Annotated in this window: 16 protein-coding genes and 1 tRNA gene; 5 read left to right on the top strand and 12 right to left on the bottom strand. The window is 70.2% G+C overall.

The features are described from left to right. Window positions 1–23: 23 nt before the first annotated feature. The 6 genes from ilvC to otsA all read right to left on the bottom strand — a co-directional run bounded on the left by ilvC (window position 24) and on the right by otsA (window position 7,532). Window positions 24–1,049: a ketol-acid reductoisomerase gene (ilvC, locus tag NVV95_RS17570; RefSeq protein WP_259487866.1), complete on the bottom strand. Its 1,026-nt coding sequence runs from the start codon at window positions 1,047–1,049 to the stop codon at window positions 24–26. 62 nt (window positions 1,050–1,111) lie between these two features. After that, the gene (ilvN, locus tag NVV95_RS17565) at window positions 1,112–1,621 is read right to left on the bottom strand and encodes an acetolactate synthase small subunit (RefSeq protein WP_259487865.1); all 510 of its coding nucleotides are present in this window, start codon (window positions 1,619–1,621) and stop codon (window positions 1,112–1,114) included. A gap of 3 nt (window positions 1,622–1,624) precedes the next feature. Further along, window positions 1,625–3,427, bottom strand: a complete 1,803-nt coding sequence (locus NVV95_RS17560) for an acetolactate synthase large subunit (RefSeq protein WP_259487864.1) — start codon at window positions 3,425–3,427, stop codon at window positions 1,625–1,627. A 43-nt stretch (window positions 3,428–3,470) separates the two neighbouring features. Further along, window positions 3,471–5,165 carry a dihydroxy-acid dehydratase gene (gene ilvD / locus NVV95_RS17555; RefSeq protein ID WP_259487863.1) on the bottom strand — a complete coding sequence of 565 codons (1,695 nt, stop codon included), beginning with the start codon at window positions 5,163–5,165 and terminating at the stop codon, window positions 3,471–3,473. A 31-nt stretch (window positions 5,166–5,196) separates the two neighbouring features. Continuing rightward, a complete protein-coding gene (gene otsB / locus NVV95_RS17550) occupies window positions 5,197–5,970 on the bottom strand; it encodes a trehalose-phosphatase (RefSeq protein ID WP_259487862.1) in 774 nt (257 codons plus the stop codon). Continuing rightward, window positions 5,967–7,532 (bottom strand): alpha,alpha-trehalose-phosphate synthase (UDP-forming), encoded by a 1,566-nt coding sequence (gene otsA, locus NVV95_RS17545; protein ID WP_259487861.1) that lies wholly within the window; start codon window positions 7,530–7,532, stop codon window positions 5,967–5,969. The genes otsB and otsA overlap by 4 nt, the downstream gene beginning before the upstream one ends. A 136-nt stretch (window positions 7,533–7,668) precedes the next feature. Between otsA and NVV95_RS17540 the strand changes: the two genes are divergently transcribed. Continuing rightward, a complete protein-coding gene (locus NVV95_RS17540; RefSeq protein WP_259487860.1) occupies window positions 7,669–7,860 on the top strand; it encodes a hypothetical protein in 192 nt (63 codons plus the stop codon). Between the two features lies 1 nt (window position 7,861). Next, complete coding sequence (locus NVV95_RS17535; protein WP_259487859.1) at window positions 7,862–8,299, top strand: hypothetical protein; 438 nt, start codon at window positions 7,862–7,864, stop codon at window positions 8,297–8,299. 26 nt (window positions 8,300–8,325) lie between these two features. Here NVV95_RS17535 and NVV95_RS17530 read toward each other — a convergent pair whose 3' ends face one another. Next, the gene (locus NVV95_RS17530; protein WP_259487858.1) at window positions 8,326–9,507 is read right to left on the bottom strand and encodes a mechanosensitive ion channel family protein; all 1,182 of its coding nucleotides are present in this window, start codon (window positions 9,505–9,507) and stop codon (window positions 8,326–8,328) included. A 155-nt stretch (window positions 9,508–9,662) separates the two neighbouring features. Between NVV95_RS17530 and NVV95_RS17525 the strand changes: the two genes are divergently transcribed. Beyond that, entirely contained in the window at window positions 9,663–10,166 is a 504-nt protein-coding gene (locus NVV95_RS17525) for a hypothetical protein (RefSeq protein ID WP_259487857.1), read from the top strand. A 48-nt stretch (window positions 10,167–10,214) separates the two neighbouring features. On the opposite strand, the gene NVV95_RS17520 is transcribed toward NVV95_RS17525, so the two are convergent. The 4 genes from NVV95_RS17520 to NVV95_RS17505 form a co-directional block, all read right to left on the bottom strand. Next, a complete protein-coding gene (locus NVV95_RS17520; RefSeq protein ID WP_259487856.1) occupies window positions 10,215–11,591 on the bottom strand; it encodes a glucose-6-phosphate dehydrogenase in 1,377 nt (458 codons plus the stop codon). 405 nt (window positions 11,592–11,996) lie between these two features. Beyond that, window positions 11,997–14,885, bottom strand: coding sequence for a helix-turn-helix transcriptional regulator (locus tag NVV95_RS17515; RefSeq protein WP_259487855.1), 2,889 nt, complete (start codon window positions 14,883–14,885; stop codon window positions 11,997–11,999). A 260-nt stretch (window positions 14,886–15,145) separates the two neighbouring features. Beyond that, window positions 15,146–15,221: transfer RNA gene (locus NVV95_RS17510), tRNA-Lys, on the bottom strand. A gap of 126 nt (window positions 15,222–15,347) precedes the next feature. Beyond that, entirely contained in the window at window positions 15,348–15,854 is a 507-nt protein-coding gene (locus tag NVV95_RS17505; RefSeq protein WP_259487853.1) for a septum formation family protein, read from the bottom strand. Window positions 15,855–15,966: 112 nt separating this feature from the next. On the opposite strand from NVV95_RS17505, the gene bcp reads away from it, so the two are divergent. Beyond that, the gene (gene bcp, locus NVV95_RS17500) at window positions 15,967–16,449 is read left to right on the top strand and encodes a thioredoxin-dependent thiol peroxidase (protein ID WP_259487852.1); all 483 of its coding nucleotides are present in this window, start codon (window positions 15,967–15,969) and stop codon (window positions 16,447–16,449) included. Window positions 16,450–16,488: 39 nt separating this feature from the next. Here bcp and NVV95_RS17495 read toward each other — a convergent pair whose 3' ends face one another. Continuing rightward, window positions 16,489–16,935 (bottom strand): hypothetical protein, encoded by a 447-nt coding sequence (locus NVV95_RS17495; protein ID WP_259487851.1) that lies wholly within the window; start codon window positions 16,933–16,935, stop codon window positions 16,489–16,491. Window positions 16,936–17,123: 188 nt separating this feature from the next. Here NVV95_RS17495 and NVV95_RS17490 point away from each other — a divergent pair, with 188 nt between their 5' ends. Beyond that, the gene (locus tag NVV95_RS17490; RefSeq protein WP_077055322.1) at window positions 17,124–17,372 is read left to right on the top strand and encodes a WhiB family transcriptional regulator; all 249 of its coding nucleotides are present in this window, start codon (window positions 17,124–17,126) and stop codon (window positions 17,370–17,372) included. Window positions 17,373–17,555 lie beyond the last annotated feature (183 nt).

Here is a 17,555-nt window from a genome sequence, read left to right as displayed (position 1 = left end):
TCCGCGTGCGGACTGCACGGAGGTCAGCGCGCAGCGCTGCCATCCGTGTAGTCCGCGTCCTGCTGCTTCCACGCGAAGAGCGCGCGCAGCTCCTTGCCCGTGGCCTCGATGGGGTGCGCGGCACCCTTCTCGCGGAGCGCGAGGAACTCGGGGGCGCCGGCGTCCTGGTCGTCGATGAAACGCTTGGCGAACGCGCCCGACTGGATGTCGGCGAGCACGGCCTGCATGTTCTCCTTCACGTGCGGGTCGATCACGCGCGGGCCCGAGACGTAGTCGCCGTACTCGGCCGTGTCGGAGACCGACCAGCGCTGCTTGGCGATGCCGCCCTCCCACATCAGGTCGACGATGAGCTTCAGCTCGTGCAGCACCTCGAAGTAGGCGATCTGCGGCTGGTAGCCGGCCTCCGTCAGCGTCTCGAAGCCGTACTGCACGAGCTGCGAGACACCGCCGCAGAGAACGGCCTGCTCACCGAACAGGTCGGTCTCGGTCTCCTCGGTGAAGGTGGTCTTGATGCCGCCGGCGCGCAGGCCGCCGATGCCCTTGGCGTAGCTCCAGGCGAGCGCCCAGGCCGAGCCGGTCGCGTCCTTCTCGACGGCGACGATCACGGGAACGCCGCGGCCGGCCTCGTACTCGCGGCGCACCGTGTGGCCCGGGCCCTTGGGGGCGACCATGATCACGTCGACGCCCTCGGGCGCCTCGATGTAGCCGAAGCGGATGTTGAAGCCGTGGCCGAAGACGAGGGTCTTGCCGTCGGCGAGGTTCGGCTGGATGTCCTGGGCGTAGATGCCGCGCTGGTGCTGGTCGGGCGCGAGGATGACGATGACGTCGGCCCACGCGGTGGCCTCGGCCACGGAGAGCACCGTGAAGCCGGCCTCTTCGGCCTTGGGGATCGACTTCGACCCCTCCTTCAGCGCCACGACGACCTCGACGCCCGAGTCGCGCAGGTTGAGGGCGTGGGCGTGGCCCTGCGAGCCGTAGCCGACGACGGCCACCTTCTTGCCCTGGATCAGGGACAGGTCGGCATCCTGGTCGTAGAAGATCTCGGTCACGTGTTTCTCTCCTTGTGTTGGGTGAAGTGCGAAGTGCGAAGTGCGAAGTGGGTGGAAAAAGGTCAGTTCTTGAAGACGCGTTCGGTGATGCTCTTGCCGCCGCGTCCGATGGCGAGGAGGCCCGACTGGGCGATCTCCTTGATGCCGTAGGGCTCGATCACCTTGATGAAGGCCTGCGTCTTGCCGGAGTCGCCCGTGACCTCGATCACGAGCGCATCCGTCGACACGTCGACGACCCGGGCCCGGAACAGGTTCACGGCCTCGAGCACCTGCGAGCGCGTGGTGTTGTCGACGCGCACCTTGATCAGCAGGTGCTCGCGCTGCACCGACTGCGCCGGGTCGAGCTCGACGATCTTGATGACGTTGATCAGCTTGTTCAGCTGCTTCGTGACCTGCTCGAGCGGCAGGTCCTCGACGTCGACGACGACCGTGATGCGCGAGAGCCCGGCGATCTCGGAGTGGCCGACGGCGAGCGACTCGATGTTGAAGCCGCGGCGGGCGAACAGTCCGGCGACGCGGGTCAAGAGACCCGGCTTGTCCTCCACGAGGAGGCTCAGGACGTGGGTGCTCATGGTCTACTCCTCATCCCATTCCGGAGCGTGCTCCTTGGCGTACTGCACGAAGCTGTTGCTGACGCCCTGCGGCACCATCGGCCACACCATGGCGTCGGCCGACACGACGAAGTCGATCACCACGGGCCGGTCGTTCGTCTCGAGCGCGAGCGTGATGGCCGCATCGACCTCCTCGAGCTTGGTGACACGGATGCCCAGTGCGCCGTACGCCTCGGCCAGCTTCACGAAATCGGGCACCATGCGCGTCTCGTGACCGGTGTTCAGGTCGGTGAAGGAGTGCCGGCCGTCGTAGAACAGCGTCTGCCACTGCCGCACCATGCCGAGCGAGGAGTTGTTGATGATCGCGACCTTGATCGGGATGTCGTTGATCGTGCAGGTCGCGAGCTCCTGATTGGTCATCTGGAAGCAGCCGTCGCCGTCGATCGCCCAGACGGTGCGCTGCGGCTCGGCGACCTTGGCGCCCATCGCGGCGGGCACCGAGTAGCCCATGGTGCCGGCGCCGCCGGAGTTCAGCCAGGCGTGCGGGCGCTCGTACTTGATGAACTGAGCCGCCCACATCTGGTGCTGGCCGACGCCGGAGGCGTAGATCGCCTCGGGCCCCGACAGCTCGCCGATGCGCTTGATCACGTACTGCGGGGCGAGCAGACCGTCGGTCGGCTCGGCGTAGCCGAGCGGGAACTCGGTCTGCAGGCCGTGCAGGTAGCTCCACCACTCCTCGAGTTCGAGCGGCGCGCCCGACACCTCGGCGTAGGCCGCGGTGAGGTCGGTGATGACGTCTTTCGCGTCGCCCACGATCGGCACGTCGGCGATACGGATCTTCGAGATCTCGGCCGGGTCGATGTCGACGTGCACGACCTTGGCGTGCGGCGCGAACTCGCTCGCCTTGCCGGTGACGCGGTCGTCGAAGCGGGCGCCGAGCGAGATGAGCAGATCGCTCTCCTGCAGCGCCAGCACCGCGGGCACCGTGCCGTGCATGCCGGGCATACCGAGGTGCTGCGGGTGCGAGTCGGGGAAGGCGCCGCGCGCCATCAGCGTGGTGACCACGGGAGCACCGGTCGCCTCGACGAGCTGCAGCAGCTCCGCCGACGCCTCCGAGCGGATGACACCGCCACCCACGTAGAACACGGGCTTCTTCGCCTCGGCGAGCAGCTGAGCCGCCGCCTGGATCTGCTTGCCGTGGGCCTTCGTGATCGGCCGGTAACCCGGCAGGTCGATCTTCGGCGGCCAGATGAAGGGCGCCTTGTTCTGCTGCGCATCCTTCGTGATGTCGACGAGCACCGGGCCGGGGCGGCCGGTCGACGCGATCTGATAGGCCGCCGCCAGGGTCGCCGGCACGTCTTCGGCCCGCTTCACGAGGAAGGAGTGCTTCGTGATCGGCATCGTGATGCCGACGATGTCGGCTTCCTGGAACGCGTCGGTGCCCATCAGGTGCGAGAACACCTGGCCGGTGATGGCGAGCAGCGGCACCGAGTCCATGTAGGCGTCCGCGATGGCCGTGACGAGGTTCGTGGCGCCGGGGCCCGACGTCGCGATGGCGACGCCGACCTTGCCGCTGGCGGCCGCGTAGCCCTCGGCCGCGTGGCCGGCGCCCTGCTCGTGACGCACGAGGATGTGGCGGATCGTGTCCTGCGTCATCAGCTCGTCGTAGAACGGGATGATCGCGCCGCCCGGGAGCCCGAAGACGTCCTTGACGCCGAGGTGCTCGAGGGTGCGGAGCACCGCCCCCGATCCGGTGAGGATCTCGGGCGAGGACTCCGCGCTGGGCGGCGACTTCTTGGTTGGCACGGGGAAGGCGTCCGTGGACATGGTGGTTTCCTCAGTCAGAGAGCACGGTAGATGGATGCGCGGGTCACCCCGTGATCGCGCCCTCCGCGGCGGAGTGCACGAGCTTGGAGTACTTCGCGAGAACGCCACGGGTATAGCGCGGGGGAAGCGGAGCCCAGCCGTCTCGGCGAGCTGCAAGCTCTTCTGGTTCGACAAGTAGGTCGAGCGAACGAGCTGCGATATCGACCCGTATCAGATCACCATCGCGCACGAAGGCGATCGGACCTGCGTCGACCGCTTCGGGTGCTATGTGGCCGATGCACAGGCCGGTTGTGCCGCCTGAGAATCGTCCGTCCGTCAAGAGTAGTACATCTTTGCCGAGCCCTGCGCCCTTGATGGCCGCGGTGATGGCCAGCATCTCGCGCATGCCCGGGCCGCCCTTCGGGCCCTCGTAGCGGATGACGACCACGTCGCCCGCTTCGATCCGGCCCTCGGTCAGCGCATCCATCGCCGCCCGCTCGCGCTCGAACACCTTGGCCGGGCCCTCGAACACGTCGGCATCGAAGCCGGCCGACTTCACGACCGCACCCTCGGGCGCCATCGAGCCCTGCAGGATGGTGAGCCCGCCGGACTTGTGGATGGGGTTCGACAGCGGGCGCAGCACCTCGCCGTCGAGCGGCGCGATGTCCATCTCGGCGAGGTTCTCCTCCACGGTCTTGCCGGTGACGGTCATGGCGTCGCCGTGCAGCAGACCCTCGTCGAGCAGCGCCTTCATCACGGCGGGCACGCCGCCGTGGCGGTCGACGTCGTTCATCACGAAGCGTCCGAAGGGCTTCAGGTCGCCGATGTGCGGCACCTTGTCGCCGACCTTGTTGAAGTCGGCCAGGGTCAGCTCGACCTCGGCCTCATTCGCGATGGCGAGCAGGTGCAGCACGAGGTTGGTGGAGCCGCCGAAGGCCATGCCCACGGCGATCGCGTTCTCGAGCGACTTCTTGGTGATGATGTCGCGGGCGGTGAGGCCGAGGCGCAGCATGTTCACCACGGCCTCGCCCGAGCGGTGGGCGAAGTAGTCGCGGCGACGGTCGGCGGCGGCCGGCGAGGCCGAGCCCGGCAGGCTCATGCCCATCGCCTCGGCGGCGCTCGCCATGGTGTTGGCGGTGTACATACCGCCACAGGAGCCCTCGCCGGGGGCGAAGGCGCACTCGATGCGGTGCGCGTCCTCCATCGACATACGGCCGGCGCGCACGGCGCCGACGGCCTCGAAGGAGTCGATGATCGTGATGTCCTTCTCGGTGCCGTCGGATAGCTTCACCCAGCCGGGCGCGATCGATCCGGCGTAGAGGAAGACCGACGCGAGGTCGAGGCGGGCCGCGGCCATCAGCATGCCGGGCAGCGACTTGTCGCAGCCGGCGAGCAGCACCGAACCGTCGAGGCGCTCGGCCATCATCACGGTCTCGACCGAGTCGGCGATGACCTCGCGCGAGACGAGCGAGAAGTGCATCCCCTCGTGACCCATCGAGATGCCGTCGCTGACGGAGATGGTGCCGAACTGCAGCGGGTAGCCGCCGCCGGAGTGCACACCCTCTTTCGAGGCCCGCGCGAGACGCTCGAGCGAGAGGTTGCAGGGCGTGATCTCGTTCCACGAGCTCGCGATGCCGATCTGGGGCTTCTCCCAGTCGCCGTCGCCCATTCCGACGCCGCGCAGCATGCCGCGCGAGGTGAGGGCTTCGATCCCATCGGTGACGGTGCGGCTGCGAGGCTTCATGTCTATTTCCGGCATGTTACGTAGTTTAGAACCGCCGAACGGATGCTCATGCACCCCGATCGCGTCGAAGCACCCCCAGTTCGGCCAGCACGGCGGCCATCTCGGCGGGGCCGTCGACCCGGAAGGCGGCCGAGGTCGCCCCGGAGCCCACTTTCACCCCCACGTCGTCGCCGCTCAGCGCGCCGAAGCCGTCCTCGTCGGTGACGTCGTCACCGGCGAACAGCACGGCGGTCGACCCGGTGTGCTCGCGCAGGCGCGAGACCGCGTCGCCCTTCGTGGTGCCGCGCACCGAGAACTCGAGGATGTCCTGGCCGTGCCGCACGGTGATGCCGTGCGCCTCGGCGTCGGCCGCGGCGAGCGCCTGCTCCTCGGCTCGAGCGGTCGCGGCCTCGTCGGCCAGGCGGGTGTGGATCGCGAAGCCCGCGGGCTTCTCCTCGATCCAGACGCCGTCGAGCGGCTCGGCGATGTCGGCGAGCAGGGGGCCGAGGCGCTCGCGCTCGGCCCGCTCGGTGTCGCTGAGGTCGAGCTCGACCCGGCCGTCGGTGCGCACCTCGACGCCGTGCGAGCCGGCGAGCAGCGCCTCGTCGGGGAGGTCGCTGACGGCGGCGAGGCTGTCCATCGCTCGCCCCGAGACGTAGGCCACGTGGGTGCCGGGGAGGTCGAGCAGCGCCAGCACGGCCGCGCTCGCCTCGGGGAGCGCCCGGGCATCCGCCGGCACGTCGACGATGGGGGCGAGCGTGCCGTCGAAGTCGAGGGCGACCAGGAGCACCTCGGTCGAGGCGAGGCGTTGCAGCACCGCGGAGGTCGGCGCGCCCGTCATTCGGCGGCCTCGTCGAGGGCCGCGTCGGTGTCGATCACCGGGGCCGCCTTGTTGGCCTTCGGCAGCGCGAGACCGTCGGAGGGCGTGGTGAGCGTGGCGAGGAATGACGACGACCACCGCGCCACGTCGTTCTCCTGCACGCGCTTGCGCATGGCGCGCATCCGTCTCGACCGCTCGCTCTTGGGCATCGCGACGGCCTGGAGGATGGACTCCTTCAGACCTTCGATGTCGTGCGGGTTGACCCGGAGCGCCGTGCGCAGCTCGTCGCTCGCGCCGGCGAACTCGCTCAGCACGAGCACGCCGTCGTTGTCGAAGCGCGAGGCGACGTACTCCTTGGCGACGAGGTTCATGCCGTCGCGCAGGGCGGTGACGAGCATCACGTCGGCGGCGAGGTAGAGGGCGACCATCTCCTCGCGGGGGTAGCCGTGGTGCAGGTAGCTGATGGCGGTGTGGCTGATGGTGCCGAAGTCGCCGTTGATGCGGCCGACCGTGAGCTCGATCTCGTCGCGGAGGTTCTGGTAGGCGGTGACCCGTTCGCGGCTGGGGCTGGCGACCTGCACGAGCGTGACGTCCTCGACGTCGACCGTGCCGTCGGCCAGGAGCTCGCCGAACGCCTTCAGGCGGTGGCCGATGCCCTTGGTGTAATCGAGGCGGTCGACCCCGAGCATCACGACCTTCGGGTTGCCGAGGCCCTCGCGGATCTCGCGGGCGCGCTCCTGGATGTCGGGACGGCGGGCGAGCTCCTCGTAGCGGGCGGCGTCGATCGAGATGGGGAACGCCTTCGCCACGACGGTGCGCACGAGCTTGTCGTCGCGCACCCGGGAGATGCGGTGCTTCGCGCTCTTCACCTCGGCCTCGGCCTCGACCGGCACGTCGATGACGGTGCCCTTGGTCTGATGCCCGAGCAGGCGGCGCACCGCCCTCGTGAAGTTGCCGGCATCCGCCGTGCGCTGGAAGCCGATGACATCGGCGCCGAGCAGGCCCTCGATGATCTGGGTGCGCCACGGCAGCTGCGAGTAGATGCCGTATGCCGGGAACGGAATGTGATTGAAGAAGCCGATGGTGAGGTCGGGCCGCTGCTCGCGGAGCATCTTCGGCACGAGCTGCAGCTGGTAGTCCTGCACCCAGACCGTGCCGTTCTCGGCGGTCACCGCGGCGGCGCGGTCGGCGAAGCGCTGGTTCACCGTGACGTAGCTCTCCCACCATTCGCGGTGGTAGGCCGGCGGCGCGATCACGTCGTGGTACAGCGGCCACAGGGTGTCGTTCGAGAAGCCCTCGTAGTAGAGCTCGACGTCGTCGGCCGTCAGCGTGACGGGGATGAGGTGGATGCCGTCGTGCTCGAACGGGTCGGTCTCGTCGTCGGCCGAGCCGGTCCAGCCGATCCAGGCGCCGTCGGCCTCGCGCATCACGGGCTCCAGGGCCGTGACGAGGCCGCCCGGCGAGGTGCGGAACGACAGCGTGCCGTCGGCGTGCACCTGGCGGTCGACCGGCAGGCGGTTCGACACGACCACGAAGGGGAAGGCGGCGGATGAGTCTGTCGGGGGGTTCTTCGAGGAAGGCATGTGTCCGTTCAGCGAGTCGGCGAGGCGAGCGGATCCGCACGGATCCGGGCCGGATCTCCTTCGTTCACCCTACCAGGGGCACCTCTCGGCGGCCCGGGGTAGCGTAGGCAGCACGACGTTCGAGAACGGGGAGACCGTGCGCAAATTCATCCTGAACAGCAGCATCATCAGTTCGATCATCGGTGGCTTCTCGGTGGTGCAGACCACCCGCAAGGGGCCGCGCGACTGGCGGCTCGTGCTGATGTGGCTGAGCTGGGGCATCACGCTCGCGCTCGCGGTCGGCAGCGTGCTGCAGAGCGACGAGGACGCCCGCGAGCTGGGCCGCTGAGATGAGCTATGGGCCCGGCGGGGGCGTGCTCTCGGCCCTGCTGCACGTGATCGGCGGTGTGTTCTCGCTCGTCGCGGGGGCGATCGCGTTCCTGCTCGTGCTGCTGCTGATCGCGCTGCTGGTGCGGTTCCTGTGGTTCGGCACGCGCGCAGCGCAGGTGTATCTGGCGAAGAACGGGGAGTCGGCGCGGTTCGTGTGGCCGGTGACGCGGGTCGGGGAGGGCCCGGCTACCGCCGAGCCTCCAGCCGCCGCGCCGTCGGCTGCCGCGCCGGCTGCCGCAGCGCCGCCTGCTGCCCCTGCTCCGTCGCCCTCCGCGTCGCCCTCCGCCGGCCACGACGACGTGACGCAGACCCGCCCCTACGAGACCCCGGATGCCCCGGCCGACGCCGCGGCCCCCAAAACGCCGCGGAAGCCCATGACGCCGCCCAGCGCATCCTGAATCAGCCCGGTCTGGCGGTGCGCTGACTACCGCTCGTCGGGCTCGATGCGCGAGGTCTGGATGGGCCCGGTGAACAGACTCGCCCGCCCCTCGGCCCCCACGTCGCCGTGGAACAGGCCGGACGCCTCGTGCCCGCGCGTGTCGTCGCGCGGCGCCCGGCGGGTGATGTCGGGCTCGTCCTCGACGATGCGCACGCGGTTGCGCGGCAGCGACTGCGGGCTCTCGCGGTGCAGCCAGACGATCATCTCCTCGCGCACGAAGCAGCGCAGGTCGAACAGCGTGGGCGCGTCGACGGCCGTCACCAGGATGCGGATGCGCACGTAGCCCCCGACCGCATCCGTCACCTGCAGCACCGAGACCCGCCCGTCCCAGAGGTCGGTGCGGGCGAGGATGCGGTCGAGCTCGGCCCGCATCTCGTGCGGCGTCACCCGCCAGTCGAGGTCGAATTCGACGGCGCCGAGCAGCTCGGAGTTGCGCCGCGTCCAGTTCTGGAACGGCTGCGAGGTGAAGTAGGTGCTCGGGAGCACCAGGCGCCGGTCGTCCCAGAGGTGCACGACGACGTAGGTGAGGGTGATCTCCTCGATGCGGCCCCACTCCGCCTCGACGATCACGACGTCGTCGACCCGCACCGCGTCGCTGAAGGCGATCTGCATGCCCGCGAACACGTTCGACAGCGTCGATTGCGCCGCGAGACCGGCGATGATCGATACGAGCCCGGCCGAGGCGAGCACGCTCGTGCCGACCGCCTGCGCGCCCGGGAAGGTGAGCAGGATCGCCCCGATCGCCAGCACGATGACCACCGCCATGCCGAGCCGGCGCAGGATCAGCACCTGAGTGCGCAGCCGCCGCGCGATGCGGTTGTCGGGCCGGTCGATCGTGTAGCGGGCGAGGGCGACGTCCTCGAGGAACATCGCAAGGCTGCAGACGAGCCAGGCGCCGAGCGCGATGGTCGCGATCAGGAAGAGCTGGTCGACGACGGGTTGGTAGTCGCCGACCGGGATGGTCAGGTCGACCCCGATCCAGAGCAGCACCACCAAGAGGAAGATGCGGAACGGGATGCGCGACCGGCGCACGAGCGCGTTCGGCCAGCGGCGGCGGCGGCCGGCCGCCCGCACGATGAGCGTCACGAGCGCCGTCACGACGACGGCCGCGACGAGGGCGGAGACGGTCGAGACGGCGAAGGCGGTCCAGGTTCGTTCGATTGCCATGAATTCCAGCCTAATCAGGGCATCGAGACCCTGCCTGCGGCGTGTCGAGCGACCCCCGGGATGCCCAGCCCGCACACTGTTCACACAAGGGTGGCGCGAAGGGAGTTGCGATGATCGGCTGGAGGCGTCGCGCGAAGGCTCAGCGCGAGAGTGTTGTGAGCCAGGAACGCCTCTACGAACTCGTCAACCAGACCCTGATGGAGAACTTCGGCCCGCTGGGATCGTACGCGATCACGCGCCGCAGCACCTCCGACACCGACGACATCTTCCACACCGCCCTGGCCCGCTCGGTCGCCCGCGACATCGTCGCGACGCTCGCCGAGAACGGCATCTCGGTGAAGACCACCACCGCGGTCGCGGCTCCGGCGCCGGTGGCTGCTCCCGTGTTCACGCCTCGGGCGCGGATCGCCCAGCCGGTTCGGCCGGCACTCGCGCCCGTGGATCGGGTCGAGGTGGATCGGCGGCTCGCCGGGATGGTCGCGGCGGTGGGTGTTGGGCAGCCTGTGAGTACTGGCCAGTCTGCCGGTGCTGTTCCGGATGCTCCGACCCTCGATCCGCGCGACGACGACGCTCTGCGCGCCCTCGTGGCGCACCACGCCGAGGTCGAGGCGGCTGCGGCTGCCAAACGGCTCGGCAGCGGAGTGCGCACCTCGGCGTAGGGCTCGGGGCTCAGGGCTTCTCCGCCCCTCGCCTCCCAGCCGTTCGCCTCAGCCGATGGGCTTCCAGCTGCTCGGCCCCTCGCTGCCCGCGGGGTACTCGTCGAGCGGAACCTCGTCGGACTTCCACGCGGCGATCACCGGCGCCAGGATGCGCCAGCCCTCCACCGCGGAGTCGCCGCGCACGCTGAGCGACGGGTCGCCGTCGAGGATGCCCGCCAGCACCTCGCGGTAGGCCAGCAGCTGCCCGTCGCCGAACGTCGCCTCCAGGCTCGCCCGCTCCAGCTCGTACGGGTCGCCCGGACCGTTGATGTCGATCTCGAGCGACATCGCGTCGGGCGCGACGAAGATGCGCAGCACCGTCGGCGTGTTCACCCCGGTCAGCCCCACCGGCACCTGCTGCGCCGGCTTGAACGTGATCACGATCTCGCGACGGCGCTCCCCGATGGCCTTGCCCGAGCGGAGGGTGATCGGAACACCCTTCCAGCGCCAGGTCTGGATCTCGAGTGTGACCTCGGCGAGCGTCTCGGTCTCGCGGGCGGGGTCGACGCCCTTCTCGTCCGCGTAGCTCGGCAGCTCACGGCCGTCGATGGTGCCGGCGGTGTACCGAGCGCGGCGGCTGGACGCCGTGGGGTCGTCGCCCCAGACGTGGGTGGCGCGGAGCACGAGCTCCTTGGCGTCGCGGAGATCGTTCTGCCCCAGCGTCGACGGCGGCTCCATCGCCAGCACGGCCATGACCTGCAGCAGGTGGCTCTGGATCATGTCGATCAGCGCGCCCGCCGAGTCGTAGTAGCCGGCCCGGCCCTCGAGGGCGAGCATCTCGTCGTAGACGATGTCGATCTTCGCGATCTGCTCCGCGTTCCACAGCGGCTCGAAGATGCGGTTCGCGAAGCGCAGACCGAGGATGTTGAACACCGTCGACCGGCCGAGGAAGTGGTCGACCCGGTGCACCTGGTTCTCGGGCACGAGCTTCGCCAGCTCGCCGTTGAGCGCTTCGGCGCTGGCGACATCCATGCCGAAGGGCTTCTCGAGGGCGAGCGTGAGGCCCTTCGGGATGTCGACGCCCTGCAAGGCGGTGACGGACTTGGCGGCCACCGCGGGCGGCAGGGCGAAGTAGATGGCGGGGGTTCCGGTCGCCAGGCCGAGCAGCTTCGTGAGCTCGGCGGGGTCGGTGACGTCGGCCTTGACGTAGCGGGTGCCCTTCAGCAGCGACTCGACGGCCGCGCCCTTGGCGTCGACCTGGGAGAAGGAATCGGTGACGACCTTCCGCCACTCCTCGTCGTTCCAGTCCGCGCCGCCGGCACCGATGAGCGTGAGGGAGCGCTCGGGCTGCGAGGTGAGCAGCTGGGCGAGTCCGGGGAGGAGGAGGCGGGCCGTCAGGTCCCCGCTGGCTCCGAAGATCAGGAGCGTGTCGACACGTTGCGTCATGGATCTCACAGTATCGCCCTGCCCCCGAGCCGCAACGGCCTCACCGCGGAGACACGGCTTCGCGCGAGCCACTCCGCTGCGCACTTCGTGCGGCCGCGCCGGCACCGCTCACCTGGCTCGCCGCGGCGCTCCGCCGTGGCGCGGGGCCACCGGGCATCCGCGCGGCGAGGTGCCGCCGGGAACCGGGCGATGAGGTGACGGGCGGAGGCGACCACCCGAAGGCCGCCCCCACCCGTCGGTCATCGCGCGATCGCCCACCACCCCGAGCTGACGATTGAACGGGGCTGCGCCGACTTCTGCCGGCCACGACCGCGCCGGAGATGACCCGGCGTGATGCCTCTGTCATTCTGTCCGCCGGGCCGAGAGGGGTGTGATGAGTAATCACTACTCGACTTCGCGCGGCGGTCACTCGGCCGTGAGCGAGTGCTCCTCGTACGGGTTCTCGAGCTGCAGCGCGCTCAGCTCCGCCGCGAGCTCCCGCCGGCTGGCGATACCCAGCTTCTTGTAGATGCGCGCCAGGTGGTTGTCGACCGTGCGCACCGAGATGCCGTACTCGGCCGCGAGCTCGGCACTCGTGCGGTGCGACGCCGCCCCTGAGGCCAGCTGCCACTCCCGGTCGGTCAGCGGCATCACCCGCGGATGCGTCTGCCGCCGTCGATGCGCCATCGCCACCCCCGCCCGCACCGTCCACGAGTCGGCCAGCCGGTGCGCCCGCGACGCCCGCACGAGGTCACCGTCGCAGTGGTCGGCGGCCCAGCGCGCCGCGTCGATCGCCGGCCCGAGCAGCCCGGCCTCGGCCAGCTCCTTCGCGATCGGCAGCACGTCGTTCCGCGCGATGATCGCCCGAGCGTGCGACTCGCAGATCGGGAAGGCGCTCCGGGCTGCGATGAGGTGCGGCAGCATCACCGTCGCTCCGACCACCGGCTCGATCCGCACCGCCTCGTAGGCCACGAGCGCGGCCAGGTACCGCTGCCCGCCGTCGGCGGCCTTGTGCAGGGCAGGCCCGAGGCTCCGGATGGCGAACCCCGGCCGCCCCGCCGACGCCGACACCCACGCCCGCGCGAGCGAGGCGTAGAGCTCGACCCGGGGGTCGCGCACCTCGGTCGCGGTGAGCTGGTCGAGCCAGCTGCGGGCGATCGCGAACCGTCCCGTGCGGGCGGCGATCGCCGCCGACAGCGCGTCGGCCGTGGGCAGCAGCCCGGCGATGTCGCGCCAGACCAGGTCGCGCCGCCCCTCCTGGATGTACTTCCACGCCCGCGCGGGCGACCCCGTGTGCAGCTCGATCATCGCGAGCGCGAACTTCCACATGCCGCGGGCGCTGGGGTTCGATTCCTCCGCGCGGGCCAAGTTGGCCCTGGCGGCGGCCCGAGCATCCGGGAACCTCGCCGTGAACGAGAGCACCAGCACCTCGCTCAGCTGCAGCAGGTCGCGCGCGTTGGGCAGCACGTCGCGGAAGCGGTCGCACTCGGCGAGCCCACGCTGAACCGCCTCACCGGCGAGCGTGAGGTTGCCGCCCATCGTGTGCAGGGTCGCGGTGAGGATGAGCAGGTTGAGGTCGCTCGGCGTCTCGACGGGCCCGAGCACCGAGACCGATTCGAGCTCGGTCGACAGGCCCGTCCCGGCCATCAGCCGCCACTTCACGAGGTCGGACTCGACGTGCGCCCGCAGCGAGGCGTCGCCGATGTGCGCGAGCACGGGCTCGACCCGGGTGACCGCGAGCTTGGGCTGCAGCGTGCGGAAGGCGAGGTGATTGCCCTCGGCCTGCGCGAGCTGCGCCAGGAAGGGCTCGGGCGCGTCGGGGCCGGCCTGCTCGACGGCCCGCCAGGCGGCGGCGAAGTACTCCGACGCCTCGCGGATGCGGCCGATCTGCGACAGCGCTTGCGCCCGCACGAACTCGCCGGTGGCGCGCAGCACGGGCTCCGCCGCGCCGCCGGCCACCGCGTGGGCGCCGAGCGTGATGGCGGTGGAGTATCGCTGCTCGCTCAGCTCGCGGCGGGCGAGTTCGAGCAGGGTCGGCGCCGCGACGGGCTGCCCCGCCGCGAGCTGCAGCAGCGAGCGCCGCACCACGTGCTCGGGGTAGCCGTCGAGCATGTCGGCTCCGGCGGCCGAGAATCCGGGCAATTCCGCCTCTGAGACCGTGCTGCGCATCACGGGCGCGAAGAGCGGATGCGCGAGCCCGACCCAGACCCGCCCGTCGCCCTTTCTCGTCTCCACGTAGCCCGCGGCCTCGGCGAGGCGTGTCGCGCGGGCGCTCACGCCCGAGGTGCCGCCCTGCTCGACCGGCAGCTCACCGGAGACCGCGAGCAGCGCCAGGAGGTCGCCCACGAACTCGTCGGCCGCCAGCGGGTCGACGGGCAGCGAGGCGATGATGCCGTCGGAGAGCACGGTCCAGGCGGTGCGCCACTCCCCCGCGTCGTCGGCGAGGTCGCAGACCCCCACGGCGGCCTCGGCGAGCTCCACCAGCGTGCGGGTACTGCCGGCGGCCAGCCGCACCATCTCGTCGGCGGCCGCCGACCCGACGCTGCGGCCGAGGCGGTCCTTCACGATGGCGAGGGCGTCGGCGGCCGACAGCGGCGGAAGATCGACGACGACCCCGGCGTGCCGCCAGAACGCGGCGGCGTCGACGTCAGCCTCCTCGCCTTGGGTCTCCTCGCGATGGGTCACCTCGCGTTGGGCGCCGATCTCCTCGCTGCGGGGCTCCTCGCCTCGGGAGGGCGCCGCCTCGCCGCGGACGGCCGCTTTCTCGTCGCGGGGGGCAGCTTCGTCGTCGTGGGCGTCCGTGCGACGGCCACGGCGGCCTCGGGCGGCGCCGCGGAACTCGCGGGTCGCCTTGGCCACGAGGACCGAGGCCTGGCCCGCGTTGACGACCTGCTCGAGCAGACAGCGGCTGGCGGCGTCGAGGTGGTCGGCGTCGTCGACGACCAGAAGGATGCCCGGCTCGTTCATCGCGCGGTGGAACTCCACCACGGCTGCACTGTCGCCTCCGCCGATCGGCAGCGTCGCGAGCACCGGCGCCAGCGCGCCGAGCGGCACGCTCCGTAGATCCGACCGCCCGCGGATGACGTGGACGGTCAACTCGGCCGCCACCGCCTCTGTGACCGCGTCGAGGAACGCCGTGCGGCCGACGCCCGGCCGGCCCGTGACGAGCACGACGGCTCGGCGGCCTCGGGCGGTGAGGGCCGCGACGGTCTGGGCGAACGCGCGGTCGCGGCCGTGCAGGCGGTGACCGCCCGGTGCGAACAGGGCTTGCTTGGTGCTGCGCGACGTCGACGTCGCTGCGGATCGAGGTGCCATGGGGTTCTCCTTCTCGGGCGCCAGGGCTGTGCGCCTGAGTAGGTTCTACTCACGATTTCGACCCCGCATCGGGGTTTCCGGCGGGATTACGTAGCCCCCGGGCTCGCGTTGCGTAGTGCCTGAGCGACTACTCAGCAGTCGGCCCTGCACGACCGTCTGTCGCGCCCGGTCACCGGGATCCGATCGACTGCGGTGAACCCCCGGAGGCCCCTACGGCTTAACGACGAAACCGCCCAGATCTGGCCTGGGCGGTTTCGGTGTGGTGCACCCCCTCGGACTTGAACCGAGAACCCACTGATTAAGAGTCAGTTGCTCTGCCAATTGAGCTAGAGGTGCGTGGCTCTTGGTGAGCCAGTCGACAACATTAGCATGCTCCGACGGGGTTCGCGAACCGGCGTCGCGCACCCCGCCGGAGTCGGTGTGGATGCCCCGCAACGGGTGCCGGAGCGGAGGGCTGGAGGGTCAGATCGCGGCGTTCTCGACCGTGCCGGTGAGCTTACCGGCGGGGTCGTAGACGAGGCAGACGACCGTGCGGTCGTCGAGGCCGTTCCAGGAGTCTTCGGTGGGCGTGAGGTACTGCACGTCGAGCGTGGAGTCGTCGTAGGAGAGACCGACGAACTCGCCCATCGCAGCCGCGCAGGCCTCCTGCGCGTGCGAGTGCACGGCGTCATCGCCTGGGTACTCCCCCGGATCGAACTCGAAGGACGTGAATGCCTCGAAGTCGTGCGGACCGGCGCAGTCGACCACGGGGAGCTCGGTGACGTTCTCGTCGTCGGTGTCGTCGACGCAGTCGCCGGGTTCGACCGTGAAGACGTCGGTCTTGACTCCGGGAGGGGCCGAGTGGGACGAGCCCGGGTCGCCGACCGCGCGCGTGGGGTCGGAGGTGCCGCCGCCGGCACAGCCGGTGAGGGAGAGGACGATTGCTGTCGCTGCGGCGGCCAGGGCGAGAGGTAGGGATCGATTGGTCATGAGGCCATGGTCGGGGCGAGCATCCGCTGGGCGTGAGGAGTAGTTCTTACTCAATCTGCGGTCTTCGACCCTGCGAGGGCGCGGTGTCGGAGGGATGCGAAATACTGATGCCATGACCGACACCTCCTCGCGCATCGCCGCCGGACAGCCCGCTCCCGACTTCACCCTGCTCGACGCCGACGGGGTCGAGCGCTCGCTCTCCGACTACCGCGGGCAGCGAGTCATCGTGTACTTCTACCCCGAGGCGGGCACGCCGGGGTGCACGACCGAGGCGTGCGACTTCCGCGACAACCTGAACTCGCTGAAGAGCGCGGGCTACACGGTGCTCGGCATCTCTCGCGACAAGCCGGCGAAGCTGAAGGGCTTCGAGGAGGAGCAGGGGCTGAACTTCACGCTGCTGTCCGACACCGACAAGGCCGTGCACGAGCTGTACGGGGCGTGGGGCGAGAAGTCGCTCTACGGCAAGACGGTCACGGGCGTGCTGCGGTCGACGTTCGTGCTCGACGAGCAGGGCGTCGTGACGCTCGCGCTCTACAACGTCAAGGCGACCGGGCACGTGGCGTCGTTGCGCAAGAAGCTGAAGATCGACGCGTAGCGGCTGCGCGGCGGTCGCTGCCGGGTCATTGGCAGCGGGTCAGATGCGGCGAGTCGCCGCCACCACCGACGGCGTGAACAGCAGCACGAGCGCCAGCAGGGCGGGCACGAGCAGCCACCACCCCACCGCCGGTGTCGCGACGATGCCCTGGAAGCAGCCGATCGCGATCACGATCTGGAAGAGCTGCCAGGTGAGGGTGCCCGCGCGGGTCCAGGCGGCGGCGCGCAGCGTGTGGATCGCGGCGAACGCGAGGAAGAGCGCGGCGATGGCGGCGAGCACGACGATCGCCAGCGCGGTCTCGTACGACGCCGGCTGCTCGGTCAGCAGCTCGATCAGAAGCCAGACCACGACGCCCGCCATGACGAGCGCCTCGGCACCCACGATCACCGCGAGAAGGGTCAGCAGCGGTGGCCGCCGACGGGCTGCGACACGCTCGCCGGTGAGGCGTTCATCGGGTGTTCGTCTGTCGTTCGCCTCGTCAACCACGCCTGCACTCCCGAGAAAACCCTTGATTTGCAAATACCAGTATGCGACCATATTTGAGGTCAATGTTGCTCACAGTGACGTGAGCGGGTGCAGTCTGATCTGACTGCAACGTCTACCGTGCCTTTGACCTTCTACCCGAATCACTCGGTCGTTCGACCGCAGCACCATGCAACAAAGGAGCTCCCGCTATGGACTGGCGCGACAAAGCCGCCTGCCTGACCGCCGACCCCGAACTGTTCTTCCCCGTCGGGAACACCGGGCCGGCCGTCGATCAGATCGACAAAGCCAAAGCCGTGTGCGCACGCTGCTCCGTCACGGAGGTGTGCCTGCAGTACGCCCTCGAGACCGGCCAGGACTCGGGTGTCTGGGGTGGCCTCAGCGAAGACGAGCGCCGCGCCCTCAAGCGCCGCGCCGCCCGCGCCCGCCGGGCCTCCTAGCGCCACCGCACCGCTCCGACCCGACGCGACGACGCCCGGCCTCCCCCGAGGGGCCGGGCGTCGCCGCGTCTGCAGCGGCCCCTCGGCCACCGGCCGTGGCATGCCGCGCATCCGTAGCTCGCGGGCACCACCGCGTCTGCGGATGAACGCCACCCACCGCGCCTGGCGCGGCCGCGCATCCGG

The sequence above is a fragment of the Herbiconiux gentiana genome, from assembly GCF_024978135.1.
GTDB lineage: Bacteria > Actinomycetota > Actinomycetes > Actinomycetales > Microbacteriaceae > Herbiconiux > Herbiconiux gentiana.
This window is presented reverse-complemented; position numbering and strand designations above follow the sequence as displayed.